A 16,302-nucleotide genomic window follows, 5' to 3' on the forward strand; every position below is an offset into this window, starting at 1 on the left:
CGACAATCTTATCGATCCCGAAAAAGAGAGCGCGCCTGACGGGATAGGCCAGGCGGGCTCCAGGATTGGCCGCTCGGGAGGTATCAGACGGCCAAGTTCATCCAGACAGCCTTCGGCTCGGTGAAATTGTCGATCGCGGCCGTGCCGTGCTCGCGGCCGAGGCCGGAATCGCGCTCGCCGCCCCAGGGCAGGCGCACGTCGGTGTAGCCAAAGGTGTTCATCCAGACGGTGCCCGCGCGCGCCCGCTTGGCGAAGCGCTGCAGCTTGCCGATATCGCGGCTCCAGACGCCGGCGGCGAGGCTGTAGGCCGTGCCGTTAGCGATACGTAAAGCATCGGCCTCGTCCCTGAACTTGATGACGCTGACGACCGGACCGAAGATTTCCTCCTGCGAGATTCGCATCTCGTGTTCGACATCCGCGAACACCGCAGGGCTGATGAAGTAGCCGCGATCACCGACCTTCTCGCCACCGGTGACGAGGGTCGCGCCCTCTGCCTTTCCGATGCCGACATAGTCGAGGATCGACTTCATCTGCTTCTCGGAGATCACAGGACCGAGCGCCGTCTTGCGGTCAAGCGGATCGCCAATTCTGATCGACTTCGCGCGCGCGGCGAGACGCTCGACCACCTCGTCATAGGCCTTCTCCTGCACCAGCACGCGGGAGCCGGCCGAGCAGACCTGGCCGGCGTTGAAGAAGATGCCGGAGGCGGCAGCCTTGGACGCAGCCTCCAGGTCCGCATCGTCGAAAATGACATTGGCCGACTTGCCGCCGAGCTCGAGCGAGACGCGCTTGAAGTTGCCGGCCGCGCCCTTCATGATTCCACGGCCGACGCCGGGCGAGCCAGTGAAGGTGACCTTGTCGACATCGGGGTGATTGACCAGCGCGTCACCAACGACACGTCCGGGACCGGTGACGACGTTGAAGACGCCCGCCGGCAGGCCCGCTTCGAGCGCGAGCTCTGCAATGCGCAGCGCCGACAGCGACGTCAATTCGGCCGGCTTCATCACGATGGTGCAGCCGCAGGCCAGCGCAGGCGCGAGCTTCCACATGCCGATCATCAGCGGGAAATTCCACGGCACGATCGCCGCGACCACGCCGACCGGCTCGCGCACGGTGTAGGTCAAGGCATCGTCGCGCACCGGCACGACGTCGCCGCTGATCTTGTCGGCCCAGCCCGCGTAATAGATCAGCGTGTCGACGGCAGCCGGAAAATCCTGGCGCATCGTCGCAGAGATCGGCTTGCCGGCATCGATCGATTCGAGCTCGATGATTTCTTCCGAGTGCTGCTTGAGCAGATCCGCCCAGCGCAACAAAATCTGGCCGCGCTCGGAGGCGCGCATCGTGCGCCACGCGCCTTCGAACGCGCGGCGCGCGGCAGCCACCGCATGCTCGACATCGGCTTCATTGCCCTCGGCGATGGTCGCGATGACCCGCCCGGTGGCGGGATTGAGGGATTTGAAGGTGCGGCCGGAGCTCGCGGGGACGCGGCGGCCATCGATGAGCAGATGCTGCGGCCGGGACATAAACTCGCTGGCCGGGGAGTGGGCAAAGTCATATGCAACAGACATCATATTTGCTCCTGTTCTGGTGTGCAAGAATAGGTGCTCGGCAGCCGTAGTAAATATGATATGATGTACCGATGGACGCTTCACATATGAAGCTAAGTTCATAAAGGAGATCTATGCTTCAGATCGAGATCGAGGCTGTCTGGCGGTTTCGCCATGAAGGCAATCCGCGCTCCGCCGTCATCATGATCGGCGTGCTCAACGAGATCCGGAAGACCGGAAAGATCACGAGCGCGGCCAGCGATGCGCAACTGTCCTACCGGCACGTCTGGAATTTGATCGAGCAATGGTCGGCGTTCTTCGGAACGCCCCTGGTCGAAACCCAGCGCGGCAGGGGCTCGAAGCTCACGCCATTCGGCGAGCGGCTGGTCTGGGCCGGCGAGCGCATGCAGGCCCGGCTCGGACCGCAGCTCGAGAACCTGGCGCAGGAGCTCGCGAGCGAGATCAAGCCGTTCCTCGAACAGCGGCCTTCCGTGATCCGTGTCCATGCCAGCCACGGCTTTGCGGTCGCCAAGCTGCGCGAATTCCTTGATCGCGAGCCGGGCATCGGCGTCGATTTGCGCTATGTCAGCAATCAGCATTCGCTGGTCTCGCTGGCGCAAGGCGCCTGCGACCTCTCCGGCCTGCATCTGCCGCACGGCGCGCTACGCGCCCAGGGCATCAAGGCCGCACGCGAATGGCTCGATCCGCGCGAGGACCGCATCATCAGTTTTGTGACGCGCGAGATGGGTCTGATGGTCGCCCGCGGCAATCCGTTGCGGATCGCATCGCTTGATGACCTCACCGGGCCCAATGTCCGCTTCGTCAATCGCGACCACGATTCCGGTACGCGTCTCTTGTTCGATCAATTGCTCGCCGCGCATAGCATCGACGAAAGCAGGATCAACGGCGCGCAGCAGATCGAGTTCACCCATGCGGCGGTCGCAGCCTACGTCGCGAGCGGCATGGCCGATGCATGCTTCGGCGTCGAGGCTGCCGCCCGCCAGTTCGGTCTCGACTTCATCCGCATCCTCACCGAGGACTATTTCTTCGTCTGCAAGCGCGCCTTCCTTGAGACCGCACCGATGCAACGCATCCTCGAGATCATGCGCAGCGCCGAATTTCGCGCCGCCGTCGCCACCTTGCCCGGCTATGTCCCATCGGATACCGGCACCGTGACCGGCGTGAAGGCGTTTCTGGAGATGCACGCGGTGCGATGATGCGGCACGCCGCATACGGCGCCATCGGCCGGGGCCATTCGGATGTTCGCAAGCCCGATCCGCGTATCGCCGAGCCGATCGTCAACCGATCTGACCCGGCGCGACAGGTTATTGCCGGGCGCCCGGGCTCAGCAGGCAAGCCGCGAGTTCGGTGCGGTTGTGTACGCCGAAGCGTCGGCACAGGTTGGCAACGTGCTCTTTCACCGTCTGATCGGAAATCCCCATCTCGCGGGCGATTTCCTTGTTGGTCTGGCCGCGGCAGACGCGGATGGCGACGTCCGCAGACCTTGGCGGAGCGATAGCGTTGCGGCCGGCTCACGGATCCCGGTCGCGGCGCGATGGGCGTCCACAGCGCCTGCGTTTGTCATGTTGGTCAAAGCCAGCGAACCGGCCCGACACAGCATCTCCATGCGCTGCCGCGACCGCACCGTGTAAGGCGCGTTCGTGTCGGTCGTCGCAGTAAACAGCACGCCGACGATCTTATGCCCGCACCACAATGGCCCGCCCATGTTGTATGCAAACCCCACTCGTGCAGCATCTCGAACGACGGACTGTGTCGCCATTGCTGGGGACCGATCACCGTTTCGCCGTCGACCGCGCGGCCTCGGGTCATGATGCAGTCGAGCACGGGGTCATGCCTCCAGAAACCGGCTCTGTAATTGTCGAGCAGGCCTTCCGCGACGTGCCGGCTGTAGGCCAGTTCCGGCTCGAGCCCGTCGAGCAAATAGAGGCCGACAGTCGGCGATCCCGTCAATTCCGTGATCGCCGAGCAGCAGGCGACGCCAAGCGCGCGCACCGACGCGCTCTCGGCGATGGACATGAGCCGATCTGCGAGCTGGCGCTCAGGCAGACCGTCCAAATGCTCCTGCACGGCGCTCACCGCCACTCCTCGCGAGCCGTGCGGTGCTCTCGGGCACACGCACGTCATTGTCGATTGTTATAGACTTAAAATTTCTGCCTTGCCTGATATTTGGTCAAGCGAAAAGAAGCGGCAACCCGCTGCCATCCCGGCCCAGCTTTGCGGCAGGGCACCATGGCCGATCCCCCCATGATGGGGGATTGCTGGTTTGGCCGCGTCATCTCTAGCATCCTGGCCATCGGAATCGCGCAACGACGTGTGTGGTTCCGGCAGGGACATCTCGAATTCAACGCAAGCCGGTCGTCGCGCGCGCCAACTGACATTGGCGTGTCTGGGCGAAGTCTTGCCCGCGACCGTCCCGTCCGCCCCGCTCCTCGCGTTCGCGCGAAGAAACAACAGACTGACCCGGAGACACCGACCATGAGCCCTTCCGTGCAACTCGCCGTCAAACCTTCCACGACCCCGAGGGTGGCCGAGTTCCACACGCGCCTCGACGCGCTGCTGCCGCTGGTCAGATCCAGGGCTGCGGAGGCCGAGGCACAGGGCTATCTGACTGATGACGTGGTGGCGGCGCTACGCAAGGCCGGCATCTACACCATGCTGTTCCCGAAGGAGGTCGGTGGCGCCGAGCTTCTGCCTTACGACGCCATGACCGTCATCGAGCGGCTTGCTTACGCGCACGCTTCGGCGGGCTGGTGCGTCATCGGCAACAACATGGAAGGCACCACGCTCGCCATCTACATCGAGGACGAGGGCATCAAGAAGGTCTTCGCGGGCGGGCCCGACATCACGATTGCCGGCAACGGCGTGCCGCGCGGCTTCGCTCGACCGGTCAATGGCGGCTACATGATCCGTGGCAACTGGGCGTATGGCAGCGGTATTCAGCACGCCGAGTGGGTCCATTCCGGTTGCTTCGTCACCGATGCATCCGGCAAGGACATGGTGTTCGGTCCCAATGGCCAGCCCAAGATCGTGGTCACACACCATCCGCGCGCGACCATCAAGTTGATGGGCAATTGGGACGTGCTTGGCCTGCGCGCGACCGGAAGCTTCGACTACACTTTGAGCGAGGGCGACGAGCTGTTCGTGCCCACGCACATGACCTACGACTTTGACATCGGCGCACCACGCCGAGGTGGTGTGCAGGGTGCGCTAGGACTGGCAGGCTACAGCGCCTGGGCGCATTCGGCCTGGGCCGTCGGCGTCGGCCGCCGCATGCTCGACGAGCTCGTCAAGGTGATCGTCCAGCGCCAGGATCCATTCGGCAAGTCGCGCGACAGCGCGAGCTTCAAGTTTCAGTTCGCGCAGGCCGAAGCTCGTTTCCGCGCCGCGCGTGCGTTGGTCCACGAAACCTGGAAGGACGTCTCGGAGACTTGCGCCAGCGGTGAATCTCCGTCGCTGGAGCAGATGACGATGATCAAGCTGTCGCTGCGCCACGTTCACGACGTTCTGTCTGATGTCGCCACCTTCGCGCATCGCGCCGCCCGCGGCGCCTCGCTGCACAACACGCCGATGCAGCGGTTCTACCGCGACATCCATTCGGGCACGCAGCACATCCTGATGGCCGACCAGATCGTCGAAGAGTGCGGCCGCGCGCTGCTCGGCCTCCCCGGCCCAGGCGCGCAATGGACAGTGTTCGGGGTGACGGGCTGAGCAAGCGATCAGACAACGAGGGCCCCGAGGTGAGGACATCCCGCATCGTTGGCTTCTGCGGCAATAGCTGGCGCCCGGCGAAATCGCGCATGCTGGTGGAAGCCGTCGCCGCCGACCTTCAGGCACAGCATGGACTGAAGACCACGGTCCTCGATCTTGTCGATGCCGGTTGCGGCATCGCCGGCTTCACCCGGATCGCACTCGATGACAACGCGCGCGCCGTCGTCGAGGCCATCGAACAGGCCGACGGCCTTGTGATCGGGTGCCCTGTGTTCCAGGGGTCCTATCCCGGATTGTTCAAGCACGTCTTCGACCTGATCGAACCCAGCACGCTGCGCAACCGCCCGGTGCTGCTGACCGCCGTCGGCGGCGGTCTGCGCCACTCGCTGGTGGTCGAGCACCAGCTCCGTCCGCTGTTCGGCTTCTTCGAAGCCTGCACCATTTCGACGGCGGTCTACGCCAGCAGCGGCGAGATCGTGCCGGGCGAGCCGCTCGCACCAATGACGGCCGCGCGGCTCGCCAACGCCGTCGAACAATTCGCCGCGCTTCTCGGCGGTCGCCAGGCAGCCGCAGCATGACTCACGAACGCCAGGTCTTGCCGACGCCAACCGGAGACAACCATGCTTGACACCCCCAAACCCTCTCCCGATCTCACCGGCTTCTCGCGCGCGGAATATACGATCAACGGTGTGCGCACCGTCGTCCACAGCATCGGAAGCGGCCCGGCGCTCGTGTTCCTGCACGGCACCGGCACCTTCACCGGGTTCGAGATGGCGCGCGATTGGGCGAAGCGGCACACGGTCATCATCCCCTATCATGCGGGCTTTGGCGATTCCGGCGACGCCGAGACGATCGACTCCGTCGAGGATCACGTCCTTCATTACATGGAGCTGTTTGACAAGCTTGGCCTTGAGCACTTCGACCTCGCCGGGTTCTCGCTCGGCGGATGGCTCGCCGCGGAGTTCGCAATCCGTCAGCCACATCGCGTCCGCAAGCTGGTGCTGGTTGCGCCCGCCGGTCTTGTGGTCGGAAGCGCGCCTGCGCCCGGACTGTTCGAGATCGCGCCGCAAGACCTGCCCGCCTATCTCGCGCACGATCCGGCCGCGGCACTGCGTTACTTTCCCAAAGCGCCGGACGCGACTTTCGACGCCCGCCTCGGACGCGAGGTCACTGGCTTTGCCAAGCTGATCCGCAGCGAACCGCAGGGCAATCCCAAGCTCGCGCACTGGCTGCATCGGATAGCGATGCCGACGCTGGTGCTGTGGGGTGCCGCCGATCGCCTGCGCCCGACCGCCCAGGCAGAGGCCTGGAAAGCAGGACTCCCCGATGCACGCGTGATGCTGGTGCCGGCGACCGGTCATCTCGTGTTCGAGGAAACGCCGTCATCCGCACACTACGTCACCGACTTCCTTGCCGATTGATCCCGCACACAACAGAGGACACCACCATGATCGAGATGCCTCCGGGCGTGACCCCGGCCAAAGAAGGCTTTGGTAACGTCATCTGGAATATTCTGGGCCAGACCTACACGCTGAAACAGCATTCCGAGGCGTCGATGGCCTGGCATGCCGTTTTTCCGGACGGCACCTTCGTGCCGCCGCACGTCCATCCGACTCAGGATGAGTTCGTCTACGTGCTGAGCGGCCGCTACGACCTCTGGCTCGACGGCAAGGACCTGGTCGCCAAGGCCGGCGACCTCGTGCGCATGCCCAAGGGCATTCCCCACGGCATATTCAACAAGTCGGGCGAAACCGCCACCAGCCTGTTCTGGGTCGCACCGACGCGGTCGCTGAAAGAGCTGTTCGAACGCATCCACAATCTCCCCGATCCGCAGGAGGTGGTGCGACGTGCCGCCGAGCACGAGGTGAATTTCCTACCGCCGCCTGCCTGACGCTGCGCCGATTCCACCAACACGCAAACCGCGAGAACCGATGATGACCACGCTGACAACAACTTGGACAACGATCTCCGAGAGCGACCGCCGTCGGATAGCCCGGTGGCAAAGAGGTATGCTGGCGCTCGCCATCCTCTGCGAGATATTTCTCGCCGCGGACTGGTATGCCTTCGCGGCCGTACTGCCTTTCGTCTCCGAGAGCCTCAAGCTCAATCCCGCCGAGGCTGGGCTTGCGCAAGGCATCTTTGCGCTGACCTACGGCATCGGCATGGTGGTGTGGTCGCCGGTCAGCCGGTCAATGACGGCGCGCAGCATGCTGCTGATCGGGCTTGCGGGCACCGGCGTCGGCATGGTGCTTCAGGTGTTCGTGCAGAGTTATATGCAGCTTGTGATACTCCGGCTCGTGATCGGCTTCTTTGACGCCGGCATCTTCATCGGCAACATGAAGCTGATCTTCGGCTGGTTTCCACAAAGTCGGCGCGGTTCGGTGGTAGGCATCATCCTCGCCGCCTACAGCCTCGCCATTACCATGGATTTCGCACTCGGTATTCCACTGACGATTGCGACGGGATGGCGGACCTTCTTCGCCGTGCTGGCGGTCGGCACCCTCGTCGTCGCAGCCACCGATGCCCTCATCGTCCGCAACAGTCCACGCGAGCTTGGTCTTGCCAAGTTCAGTTGGGGAAACGAGACAGCCCAGGAGCACCTGCCGCTCGGCGAGATCTTCCGCTCGAAATGGATCGCGGTTGGCGGCTTCGGCATCGTGGCCTGCACCTTCGCAATCGCCGGCACGGCCACCTGGGTGGTGCCGGCCTTCATCACCGTACAGCACATGCCGCCGGAAGCCGGCGCTGTCATCGGCACCGTCATGGGGCTGTCGCAGGTGCTGTTCCTGGTGATTGGCGGCTACATGTCCGACCGGCTCGGCAAGCCCTTCATGATCAAGCTCACGGCATGTCTCGCTTTCCTGACCGCGCTGATGTTCCTGTGGAGCGTGGTCACGCCGATGGCGTTTCCGATGCTGGTGCTGTTTGCAGCACTCAGCGGCATCGCTCTGCTCGGCGGCGGCGCGATCTTCGCCCTGCTCAGTGAAAAATACTCCGACGCGCTCGCACCGGCCGCGATCGGATACGCCGAGGTGTTTGGCATCTTCTCGGCTTTCGTGGCCCCCTGGATGATGGGCGCCATCATCAACGCCTCCGGGGGCTCGTTCACCGGCGCCTTCATCGCTTTCGCGGTTGTCGAACTCGTCATCGTCGGCCTCTTGGTGAGCCTCGCCCGCGAGGACGTCAGTCAGGGCGCGGTGGTCGGAAGCCCCGCAGAGTAACGTGCAGCCATCAAGGGCACGGGCTGAAGCCCGTGCCCTGCGGAGTTCGACGAAGCCTATCTTCTGGGAAATCCGGCGCCCTCGCTGTCCGCCAAGGGCAAGTGGCGCAATGCTGACGCCGTTCGGCGAAAAGCTTGTGGCGCGCCACCGCAAGATTGAGCGCGATCCCGCACGCGCGGCGCATAAGGATCTGGAAGCGCTCAGAGCGACATCGCCTGTTCGCGAAAATCCTCGTAGGGCTCAGTTGCGAGCGCGGCGCGTTGCGCGCGTATTGGCAGACTGTCTCGGCCGTCAACACGCGTCCGGACGTCGGATCGCATTTCGACGGTCTGCGAAAGTCCGTCATTTCCGCTGGCACGGAGCCGGCATTTCTGATGAGGCCGTGTCACGCGTTCAAGTGTGACCGTTCTCCTTGCGATGTCCGTTCTCGCTGAGGCGGTCGACCCAGGCAATGCCGATCGCGGAGATGATGAAGGTCAGGTGGATCAGCACCTGCCACATTACGCCGGTCTCGGTAAAATTGCTGCGGGTGGTGCCGAGATTGCCTGCCTCGATGAAGGTCCTGAGCAGCGAGATCGAGGAGATGCCGATGATTGCCATCGCGAGCTTGATCTTGAGCACGCTGGCGTTGACGTGACTGAGCCATTCCGGCTCGTCGGGATGACCGCTCAGGTTCAGCCGGGACACGAACGTTTCGTAGCCGCCGACGATCACCATCACCAGAAGGTTCGAGATCATGACGACGTCGATCAGCCCGAGCACGATCAGCATGATCTGCTGCTCGCTGGCGTCAAAGGAGTGCGCGACGAGGTGCCAGAGCTCCTTGAGGAACAGCAGCACATAGACGGCCTGCGCGATGATGAGGCCGACATAGAGCGGCACCTGCAGCCAGCGCGAGCCGAAGATCAGCTGGGCGAACGCGCCGATTTGCGGCCGCGGCAAAGGCACGACCGAAGGTGCTTGGGGTTCAGACGACATGGATCACTCCGGGGAAACAAAGGCAGGACTTACAGGCTCGCGATAACCGGCGCGAGCTCGATCGAGCCGCGATAGATCATCTCGATGGCGACGTAGACGATGATGGCAAGGCCGACATAGGCGATCCAGCGCTGCTTCTGGAGCACGCGGCCGAGCAGGTCGGCGGCGACGCCCATCAGCGCGACCGACAGGATCAGCCCGAAGACGAGGATGTAGGGGTGCTCGCGCGCCGCGCCCGCGACCGCAAGCACGTTGTCGAGCGACATCGAAACGTCGGCGGCGACGATCTGCAACGCGGCCTGCTTGAACGTCTTGCGCTGCGCTGGCGCGGCGGTCGCGCCACCGGCATGGCTGAACGCGAGCTCATTCGCATGCGCGGCCTGCTCGCGCAACTCGCGCCACATCTTCCAGCACACCCACAGCAGCAGCACGCCGCCGGCGAGCAGCAGGCCGATCACCTGCAGGAGCTGGGTCGCGACGCCGGCAAAAACAATACGCAGCGCCGTCGCGGCGACGATGCCCACGACAATGGCGCGGCGGCGCTGATCGGCCGGAAGGCCTGCAGCCGCGAGACCGATGACGACGGCATTGTCGCCGGCGAGCACGAGGTCGATCAGCACGACCTGCAGCAGCGCGGTCAGCGCATCGGCGGTGACGAATTCAGTCATGATCTATCATTTTTTCGGTGCGGACGGATCCAGCCAGTGCGGCTTGCGGCGCTCGATCCAGTCGAAGACCTTTGAACGGAACGCACGCAGCGCCGGACGTCCTCGGCGAGCAGCGCGAGGCCGAGCGGCAGCATCCAGATGCCGAGCACCGGCAGGAAGGACAGCACGCCACCGACGACGAGCAGCGCGCCCGAGGGAATCGGACCCAGCGGCTGGACGGTTGCAGCAGGTAGTCGACGATGCTGGCAAGGCGCGGCGGCAGCCGATGAACGAGCGCGTCAAGCCGCGGATCGCCGCCGGCCGATTGACCGCCGGCGCCCTCGCCTCTCGCCCTTTGCTGGTCCGAAGCTGCGCTCATGCTCACGCCTTCGAGGCGGCGCTGACCGCAGCGGGTCCGACCGGCTTCGCGCGCGGCAACACCAGCGTCAGCAGGCGCAACAGCTTGATCGCTTGCACCTCGTGCGGATGCACGTCCTCGTCCGCAGCTGCGACGCGCTCCGACAACTCGATGAGATGAGACGACAACGGCAGGTCCGAGACCGGCCGCAGCGTGTCGATGACCACATTAGCGAAATCAGGCTCCTCGAGCCGTTCGGCGAGCTCGTCGAACATCGCAAACAGGCGCTCCTCGCCGATATGCGGCGCCAATCCACGTTCCCTGATGAAGCGGATCACCTCATCGCGCTCGACCGGCGACACGCGCCGGTCGGCCACGGCGACCAGCGCACCGGCGATCACCAGCGCGACCGCAGCCTGCTCGTTGAAGCTGCGCGGCTCGGTGATCTCGAGTTCGATCGAATTGGAAATGTTGGCGTGAGACATCGTCGCTCCCTTAATCTTGCGAAATGACCGCGCGGAGCTGCGATGGGGACGATTTGGTCGGAGAGAACTCAAGAGGCCCGACAATCGGCCGATCCATCGCATTCGCGCGGGACAGGTCATCCGACATCGCGAGGTTTTGCCGACACAGTCGACGTCCTCGCCAGAGGGGCCCGGATTCTTGTTCTCCCCAGAGATAAAGCCCAGCGAGCCGGAATCAAGGCGACAAGCGTGCGACCAGCCGCCGCATCCGGTTCCGTCCGCGCCGTCATTGCCAATGCGGATGTAGGCGCGAGCATCGGTCCTAACTCACGATCTCCACGAGATGCGCGCGTGACGGTGACGGATCGAACCGGTCGCCGAAATATTGCGTTTCGTGCGCCACCAATCCGTCGCGGAATTCCATGATGCTGACGACGTAGGACGGCACCCCGTCATAGGTCAGGACGAACTCGCTCACCCAGAGATCACCGCCGCCGACGATCCGCCGCACCGTGAAGCGTTTCTTGTTCGGCTGCGCCAAGCGGCTCTCCTGAATGTTGCGGCGGCCGCGAATGCGCTCGCCGGACTGCGGATAGTCGAGCACGGCATCCGCGCGATAGATGTCATGCTCGGCCTCGAAATCGTTTGCGTCCGATGCGTCCCAATGACGCTGCAGCGCCGTCAGCCTGGCCCGGTCGTCCATCGAGATCTCCCGTCTTGCGGTTCTGCTCGTTAGATCGGCCCACAGACAGACCGCGGCAAGCCCGTCTCGCAACGTCTAACGCGCCAGAATGGGCCCACAAGCAGAATTTTTATCCCTCCGGCAAGGCTTACGTCGAAACCCTCGGCGAACGGGATTAGAACCACATTCCGACCCTCGTCGGTCCCGAGCAACGCCGGCCTGGAATGTGGATGATGCAGAAGAGAACCAATTTCGCTCGCCGCGCTGGCCGCATGGGCGCGCGCCAGATCTACGAGGCGTTGCGCGATCAGATCATGTCGCTGGTCTACAGCACTGACGGCCTATTGCCGTCATCGCGGGCGCTCGCCGACGAAATGGGCGTGGCGCGCTCGACCGTCACGATCGCCTATGAGCAACTCGCCGCCGAAGGCTTTATCGAAACGCGCCATGGCGCCCGGCCGCGCGTTGCGCGCGCTGTGGTGGAGCGCGGACGCACCCGCGCGACGTCCCGGCCACCGACGCGCAAGGCGCGGCTGTCGGCGTTCGGCGAGCGGCTGCGCCAGGACCCGCCGCGCTGGACCGCGCCGTCACGCGGGCTCGTCGCGAATTTTCGTTATGGCGAGCTATCGCCGTCGGACTTCCCGGTACTGGCATGGAAGAAGGCGATCACGGCTGCAATGGCACGCAAGCCCGAGCGGCTCGCCTATGACGATCCCTGCGGTGCGCTGCGGCTGCGGGCTGCGCTACAAGGTTATTTGTGGCGATCGCGCAGCGTCCGCTGCGAGGTCGACCAGATCGTCGTCGTCAATGGCTCGCAGCAGGGCCTCGACATCTGCGCACGCCTGCTGCTCGATGCCGGCGACCGCTTCGTGATGGAAGATCCCGGCTACCAGATGGCGCGGCACACCTTCGCGGCGACGGGCGCCATCACGATGCCTGTCACGGCCGATGCCGAAGGCCTTCAGACCGGGCGGCTCGACGGCATCGCGGCCCGCCTCGCCTATGTGACGCCGTCGCATCAATATCCGCTCGGCGGGGTCATGCCGATCGGCCGCCGGCATCAATTGCTGGCGTGGGCGCGCAAGAACGACGCTTACGTGATCGAGGACGATTACGACAGCGAGTATCGCTACGACACCAAGCCGATCCCGCCGCTGCATGCGCTGGAGGGCAGCGATAACGTGATCTATCTCGGCACGGTGTCCAAGACGCTCTCGCCGACCTTGCGGATCGGCTATCTCGTGGTGCCGCCGGCGCTGCGATCCCTGTTCGCCGCCGCCAAGCAGATCATGGACCGGCACACGCCGCTGATCGAACAGGAGGCGCTGGCCGCAATGCTGGAAAGCGGCGCCTATGACAGCCATGTCAGGCGCGTGCGTCGGCGCAACGCCGAGCGGCGGCAGGCCCTGCTCGACGCCCTTCACCGCCGCTTCGGCGATCGTGTCAGGATCGAGGGCGCGGCCGCCGGCCTGCATGTCGTGGCCTGGTTCGATGATGTGCCGCAGAAGCACGAGGATGCATTGATCGAGGCGGCCCGCGCCAAGGGCGTCGGCATCCATCCCGTCTCGGCGCTGTTCGTCGGCTCCCGAGCACGGAGGCCGGTCGGCCTCGTCATGGGTTATTCGGCGCTGGAAACCGCGCAAATCGAGCGGGGCTGCAAGCTCCTCGCGCAGGCGGCTTCCGAACTGGACTGACAAAGTCATAAGAAACTGGCAGTTTCTTCCATTCCAGATTGCGGGTATCTCCGCAGCCATAACGGAGACACGCCATGTACATTCCCCCCGCCTTCAGGGACGACGACATCGAGAGCATCCGCGCGACCATCCGCGCCGCCCGTCTTGCGAGCCTCGTCACGGCCACCACCGAAGGTCCGGTCGCTACGCCCTTGCCGCTGTTCCTCGACGAGAGCGAGGGCGAGCATGGCGTGCTGTACGGGCACGTGGCGAGGGCCAACCCGCAATGGAAGCTGCCGCCGATCGGCGATGCGCTCGCGATCTTTGCAGGCCCCGACGCCTATGTGACGCCGTCCTGGTACGCGACCAAGCAGGACACCGGAAAGGTCGTGCCGACCTGGAATTACATAGCCGTGCATGCCTATGGCCCGGTGGAATTCTTCCAGGAGCCGGAGCGCCTGCTCGAGGCCGTGACGCGGCTGACCAAAAAGCAAGAAGGAGCGCGTGCAAAGCCTTGGGCGGTCAGTGACGCGCCTGCCGATTTCATCGCCGCGCAGCTGCGCGGGATCGTCGGCGTGCGCATTCCCGTGGTGCGGTTCGAAGGCAAGCGCAAGATGAGCCAGAACCGGCCCGAGGCCGATCGTATCGGCGTCGCGCAAGGCCTTGCGGCGAGCGAGAACCATGGTGATCGCGAGATCGCAGCCCTGATCCGCTTCCGGTCTAGTCTCCGGTCGCCTTACGCCGCCGCTGGGCATATTCCGCGCCCCATCCGAGGCCGAGCGTCACGGAGATGAGCGAGCCGAGCAGCACGCCGAACTTCGCGGCGTCAAGCAGCTTGTCGTCGGTAAACGCGAGCATGGCGATGAAGATCGACATGGTGAAGCCGATGCCGGCCAGCAGCCCGACGAGGCAGACGCCGCCCCAGGACACGCCGGGCGCCAGTCGGCATCCACCCGCACGCACCGCAAGCCAGGTCGCGCCGATCACGCCGATCGGCTTTCCTGCGCAGAGCGCAAGCCCGACACCGAGCGCCACGAATTGAACGCCGCCGGTGAATTCGGTGCCCCTGAGGTCGACGCCGGCATTGGCAAGCGCGAATAGCGGCATGATCGCGTAAGCGACCCAGGGATGCAGCGCCGCCTCCACGCGGATCACGGGCGGCACTGTCTCGGGATCCGCCGAGCGGACCGGTGTGATCAAGCCGAGCACGACACCCGCAAGCGTCGGATGCACGCCGGCCGTGAGGAAGCCTGCCCAGACGACGAGGGCTGGCAAGACGTAGGCAAAGGCCGAGCCGAAGCCGAGCCGTTGAAATCCCAGCGCCATGAGAACACCGAGCAATGCGACGACAAAGCCGTTGAGATCGAGTCCATTGCTGTAGACCACCGCGATGATGAGAACTGCGATGATGTCGTCGATGACGGCCAGGGCGAGCAGAAAGACCCTGATATTGGCAGGAATCGATCGCCCCAGCAGCGCGAGCACGCCGACTGCAAACGCGATGTCGGTCGCGGTTGGAATCGCCCAGCCTTGGACGCGGTTCGTGACATTGTTGAAGCTCAGGTAGATCAGCGCGGGGACCACGACGCCGCCGACGGCGGCCAGCACCGGCAGAATGGCCTGATCGAGCCTGCTCAGCGCGCCGTCGTGGATTTCACGACGGACCTCCATGCCGACGACCAGGAAGAAGACAGTCATCAGCGCGTCGTTGATCCAGAAATGCAAAGGTCTGACAAAGCCGAGCTTGCCAAGGCGGAACGAAATCGGCAGGTTCCAGATGTCGTGATATGAATGGGCGAAAGGCGAGTTGGCCCAGAGCAATGCGGCAGCCGCGGCCATCAGCAGCACGATTCCACTGACAGCCTCGACATGCAGGAACTGCTGAAGCGCCGTGAGCGCTCGCTCGACGAAAAATGGGGATTTGGGCAGGTGCCTGCCGGGCAGCTGATCGTTCATGGGCGCACGCATCCTGCGTGGCGGCCCGACCATCGCTTGACCTGTCGCTGCCCAATGCAGCGAGCACCCAAGGGCTGTTTTATATCGCGCCGGGATTAAGACAACCCCTGCCCGACGATATCTGTGTCAGCCGGCAGCCGGAACCGTGACGCAGTGCGGATCGTTAGTGCCCCTCACGGCATATTGCAGACGGGAACCTAAGCGCCGAGGTCGAGCACTGCCGCACGATCGTGGCGCGCGGAAGCTCGGCCGAATTCCAGCTGCGCGCCTATCGCGAGAATGGAGACGACATCACTGCCGCATCGCGATGGATCGCGGCATCGACGGTATCGGAGACGCGCACCACACGGGACAGCGCGCTCCAGCGCCGTCATAGCGCCCGCGCAAGCTTGACCAACGAAAACGTCTCTTATGAACTTGCTACGCTGTAGGGAATGAATGACTGACATCAATCGGTGCGCCGGTTACGGCCACAGCCTGGTCCCGATCCTGTCCGAGAAGGGCCTGACAAATCCCAGCTGCTTCTGGTGCGAGGGTGTCGACGCGCGGACCATGGAGATGGCGAAGTGGGCGGACAGCCCGGCCGGCAAACCGGATCGGGCCGCGCCTCGCTCCTTTGATTGAGCCACCCCTGCGTCAAGCCCTCGCCACCTGGCGTGGACCGAACACCGACGCGACGGTCGGGGCAGCAGCCGCGGCCGGCTTTCGCGGCGGCCGGCGCCGCGGATGAGGAAGCTGTTGACGAGGATCGGCTCGTTGTCACCGAGCGCAGTTCGCTCCTTTGCGAGTAGGCTCATGACCAAGCGCATCTTGATGAGCTCCTGTGCCACGAAGCTGCAGTCCTCATCGCGATTGATCTGCTCATGCATGATCGCTTCAGCCTCGCGCATGCTGACGCGGAGCGCTCTGATCGTTCTTCGGATGTCGTTGATGCGGTTGTCCATGGCTGCCTCCCTCTCGGTGGCAACATAAGAACAAAACACGAACGTATTGTCAATCGTCCCCAGACGAATGGCGATGTCGCCGTCCATCCCCAAGGGGCACGAC

Annotated in this window: 17 protein-coding genes and 1 pseudogene; 8 read left to right on the top strand and 10 right to left on the bottom strand. The window is 64.3% G+C overall.

Features of this window, described 5'->3' with window-relative positions; genetic code table 11:
- Positions 1-83: 83 nt before the first annotated feature.
- Positions 84-1,568: an aldehyde dehydrogenase family protein gene (locus ACTGJ9_RS28755; RefSeq protein ID WP_456678660.1), complete on the bottom strand. Its 1,485-nt coding sequence runs from the start codon at positions 1,566-1,568 to the stop codon at positions 84-86.
- Between the two features lie 113 nt (positions 1,569-1,681).
- Here ACTGJ9_RS28755 and ACTGJ9_RS28760 point away from each other — a divergent pair, with 113 nt between their 5' ends.
- Positions 1,682-2,764 carry a substrate-binding domain-containing protein gene (locus ACTGJ9_RS28760; RefSeq protein WP_456673818.1) on the top strand — a complete coding sequence of 361 codons (1,083 nt, stop codon included), beginning with the start codon at positions 1,682-1,684 and terminating at the stop codon, positions 2,762-2,764.
- Between the two features lie 108 nt (positions 2,765-2,872).
- Here ACTGJ9_RS28760 and ACTGJ9_RS28765 read toward each other — a convergent pair whose 3' ends face one another.
- Together ACTGJ9_RS28765 and ACTGJ9_RS28770 are read right to left on the bottom strand one after the other, a co-directional pair.
- A complete protein-coding gene (locus ACTGJ9_RS28765; RefSeq protein ID WP_456678661.1) occupies positions 2,873-3,064 on the bottom strand; it encodes a response regulator transcription factor in 192 nt (63 codons plus the stop codon).
- A 73-nt stretch (positions 3,065-3,137) separates the two neighbouring features.
- Positions 3,138-3,644 (bottom strand): hypothetical protein, encoded by a 507-nt coding sequence (locus ACTGJ9_RS28770; RefSeq protein ID WP_456673819.1) that lies wholly within the window; start codon positions 3,642-3,644, stop codon positions 3,138-3,140.
- Between the two features lie 399 nt (positions 3,645-4,043).
- On the opposite strand from ACTGJ9_RS28770, the gene ACTGJ9_RS28775 reads away from it, so the two are divergent.
- The 5 genes from ACTGJ9_RS28775 to ACTGJ9_RS28795 all read left to right on the top strand — a co-directional run bounded on the left by ACTGJ9_RS28775 (position 4,044) and on the right by ACTGJ9_RS28795 (position 8,497).
- Positions 4,044-5,276 carry an acyl-CoA dehydrogenase family protein gene (locus ACTGJ9_RS28775; protein ID WP_456673820.1) on the top strand — a complete coding sequence of 411 codons (1,233 nt, stop codon included), beginning with the start codon at positions 4,044-4,046 and terminating at the stop codon, positions 5,274-5,276.
- Positions 5,277-5,305: 29 nt separating this feature from the next.
- Complete coding sequence (locus ACTGJ9_RS28780; RefSeq protein ID WP_456673821.1) at positions 5,306-5,854, top strand: NAD(P)H-dependent oxidoreductase; 549 nt, start codon at positions 5,306-5,308, stop codon at positions 5,852-5,854.
- 42 nt (positions 5,855-5,896) lie between these two features.
- The gene (locus ACTGJ9_RS28785) at positions 5,897-6,697 is read left to right on the top strand and encodes an alpha/beta fold hydrolase (RefSeq protein ID WP_456673822.1); all 801 of its coding nucleotides are present in this window, start codon (positions 5,897-5,899) and stop codon (positions 6,695-6,697) included.
- A 26-nt stretch (positions 6,698-6,723) separates the two neighbouring features.
- Complete coding sequence (locus ACTGJ9_RS28790) at positions 6,724-7,167, top strand: cupin domain-containing protein (RefSeq protein WP_014496162.1); 444 nt, start codon at positions 6,724-6,726, stop codon at positions 7,165-7,167.
- A 118-nt stretch (positions 7,168-7,285) separates the two neighbouring features.
- Positions 7,286-8,497, top strand: a complete 1,212-nt coding sequence (locus ACTGJ9_RS28795; RefSeq protein ID WP_456673823.1) for an MFS transporter — start codon at positions 7,286-7,288, stop codon at positions 8,495-8,497.
- Positions 8,498-8,890: 393 nt separating this feature from the next.
- Here ACTGJ9_RS28795 and ACTGJ9_RS28800 read toward each other — a convergent pair whose 3' ends face one another.
- The 5 genes and pseudogenes from ACTGJ9_RS28800 to ACTGJ9_RS28820 all read right to left on the bottom strand — a co-directional run bounded on the left by ACTGJ9_RS28800 (position 8,891) and on the right by ACTGJ9_RS28820 (position 11,647).
- Positions 8,891-9,475, bottom strand: coding sequence for a TIGR00645 family protein (locus ACTGJ9_RS28800; protein WP_456673824.1), 585 nt, complete (start codon positions 9,473-9,475; stop codon positions 8,891-8,893).
- 29 nt (positions 9,476-9,504) lie between these two features.
- Positions 9,505-10,143, bottom strand: coding sequence for a TerC family protein (locus tag ACTGJ9_RS28805; protein ID WP_456673825.1), 639 nt, complete (start codon positions 10,141-10,143; stop codon positions 9,505-9,507).
- Between the two features lie 6 nt (positions 10,144-10,149).
- Positions 10,150-10,501 (bottom strand): annotated as a pseudogene (locus ACTGJ9_RS28810) (hypothetical protein).
- A gap of 2 nt (positions 10,502-10,503) precedes the next feature.
- Positions 10,504-10,965 carry a TerB family tellurite resistance protein gene (locus ACTGJ9_RS28815; RefSeq protein ID WP_456673826.1) on the bottom strand — a complete coding sequence of 154 codons (462 nt, stop codon included), beginning with the start codon at positions 10,963-10,965 and terminating at the stop codon, positions 10,504-10,506.
- 301 nt (positions 10,966-11,266) lie between these two features.
- Positions 11,267-11,647, bottom strand: a complete 381-nt coding sequence (locus ACTGJ9_RS28820) for a nuclear transport factor 2 family protein (RefSeq protein WP_456673827.1) — start codon at positions 11,645-11,647, stop codon at positions 11,267-11,269.
- Between the two features lie 209 nt (positions 11,648-11,856).
- On the opposite strand from ACTGJ9_RS28820, the gene pdxR reads away from it, so the two are divergent.
- Positions 11,857-13,320: a MocR-like pyridoxine biosynthesis transcription factor PdxR gene (gene pdxR / locus ACTGJ9_RS28825; protein WP_456673828.1), complete on the top strand. Its 1,464-nt coding sequence runs from the start codon at positions 11,857-11,859 to the stop codon at positions 13,318-13,320.
- Positions 13,321-13,394: 74 nt separating this feature from the next.
- The gene (locus ACTGJ9_RS28830; RefSeq protein ID WP_456673829.1) at positions 13,395-14,093 is read left to right on the top strand and encodes an FMN-binding negative transcriptional regulator; all 699 of its coding nucleotides are present in this window, start codon (positions 13,395-13,397) and stop codon (positions 14,091-14,093) included.
- Here ACTGJ9_RS28830 and nhaA read toward each other — a convergent pair.
- A complete protein-coding gene (nhaA, locus tag ACTGJ9_RS28835; RefSeq protein WP_456673830.1) occupies positions 14,020-15,255 on the bottom strand; it encodes a Na+/H+ antiporter NhaA in 1,236 nt (411 codons plus the stop codon). The genes ACTGJ9_RS28830 and nhaA overlap by 74 nt on opposite strands.
- 464 nt (positions 15,256-15,719) lie before the next feature.
- Positions 15,720-16,286 (bottom strand): hypothetical protein, encoded by a 567-nt coding sequence (locus tag ACTGJ9_RS28840; protein WP_456673831.1) that lies wholly within the window; start codon positions 16,284-16,286, stop codon positions 15,720-15,722.
- Positions 16,287-16,302: the final 16 nt, after the last annotated feature.

This window comes from Bradyrhizobium sp. RDM12 (assembly GCF_051917485.1).
Classification (GTDB): domain Bacteria; phylum Pseudomonadota; class Alphaproteobacteria; order Rhizobiales; family Xanthobacteraceae; genus Bradyrhizobium.

What these genes read in the sequence shown, in the direction of transcription:
- ACTGJ9_RS28755 (WP_456678660.1), bottom strand. Translation starts at nt 1,568, where the DNA reads ATGTCTGTTGCATATGACTTTGCCCACTCCCCGGCCAGCGAGTTTATG.
- ACTGJ9_RS28760 (WP_456673818.1), top strand. Translation starts at nt 1,682, where the DNA reads ATGCTTCAGATCGAGATCGAGGCTGTCTGGCGGTTTCGCCATGAAGGC.
- ACTGJ9_RS28775 (WP_456673820.1), top strand. Translation starts at nt 4,044, where the DNA reads ATGAGCCCTTCCGTGCAACTCGCCGTCAAACCTTCCACGACCCCGAGG.
- ACTGJ9_RS28785 (WP_456673822.1), top strand. Translation starts at nt 5,897, where the DNA reads ATGCTTGACACCCCCAAACCCTCTCCCGATCTCACCGGCTTCTCGCGC.
- ACTGJ9_RS28790 (WP_014496162.1), top strand. Translation starts at nt 6,724, where the DNA reads ATGATCGAGATGCCTCCGGGCGTGACCCCGGCCAAAGAAGGCTTTGGT.
- ACTGJ9_RS28795 (WP_456673823.1), top strand. Translation starts at nt 7,286, where the DNA reads ATGCTGGCGCTCGCCATCCTCTGCGAGATATTTCTCGCCGCGGACTGG.
- ACTGJ9_RS28800 (WP_456673824.1), bottom strand. Translation starts at nt 9,475, where the DNA reads ATGTCGTCTGAACCCCAAGCACCTTCGGTCGTGCCTTTGCCGCGGCCG.
- ACTGJ9_RS28805 (WP_456673825.1), bottom strand. Translation starts at nt 10,143, where the DNA reads ATGACTGAATTCGTCACCGCCGATGCGCTGACCGCGCTGCTGCAGGTC.
- ACTGJ9_RS28815 (WP_456673826.1), bottom strand. Translation starts at nt 10,965, where the DNA reads ATGTCTCACGCCAACATTTCCAATTCGATCGAACTCGAGATCACCGAG.
- ACTGJ9_RS28820 (WP_456673827.1), bottom strand. Translation starts at nt 11,647, where the DNA reads ATGGACGACCGGGCCAGGCTGACGGCGCTGCAGCGTCATTGGGACGCA.
- pdxR (WP_456673828.1), top strand. Translation starts at nt 11,857, where the DNA reads ATGATGCAGAAGAGAACCAATTTCGCTCGCCGCGCTGGCCGCATGGGC.
- ACTGJ9_RS28830 (WP_456673829.1), top strand. Translation starts at nt 13,395, where the DNA reads ATGTACATTCCCCCCGCCTTCAGGGACGACGACATCGAGAGCATCCGC.
- nhaA (WP_456673830.1), bottom strand. Translation starts at nt 15,255, where the DNA reads ATGAACGATCAGCTGCCCGGCAGGCACCTGCCCAAATCCCCATTTTTC.
- ACTGJ9_RS28840 (WP_456673831.1), bottom strand. Translation starts at nt 16,286, where the DNA reads ATGGACGGCGACATCGCCATTCGTCTGGGGACGATTGACAATACGTTC.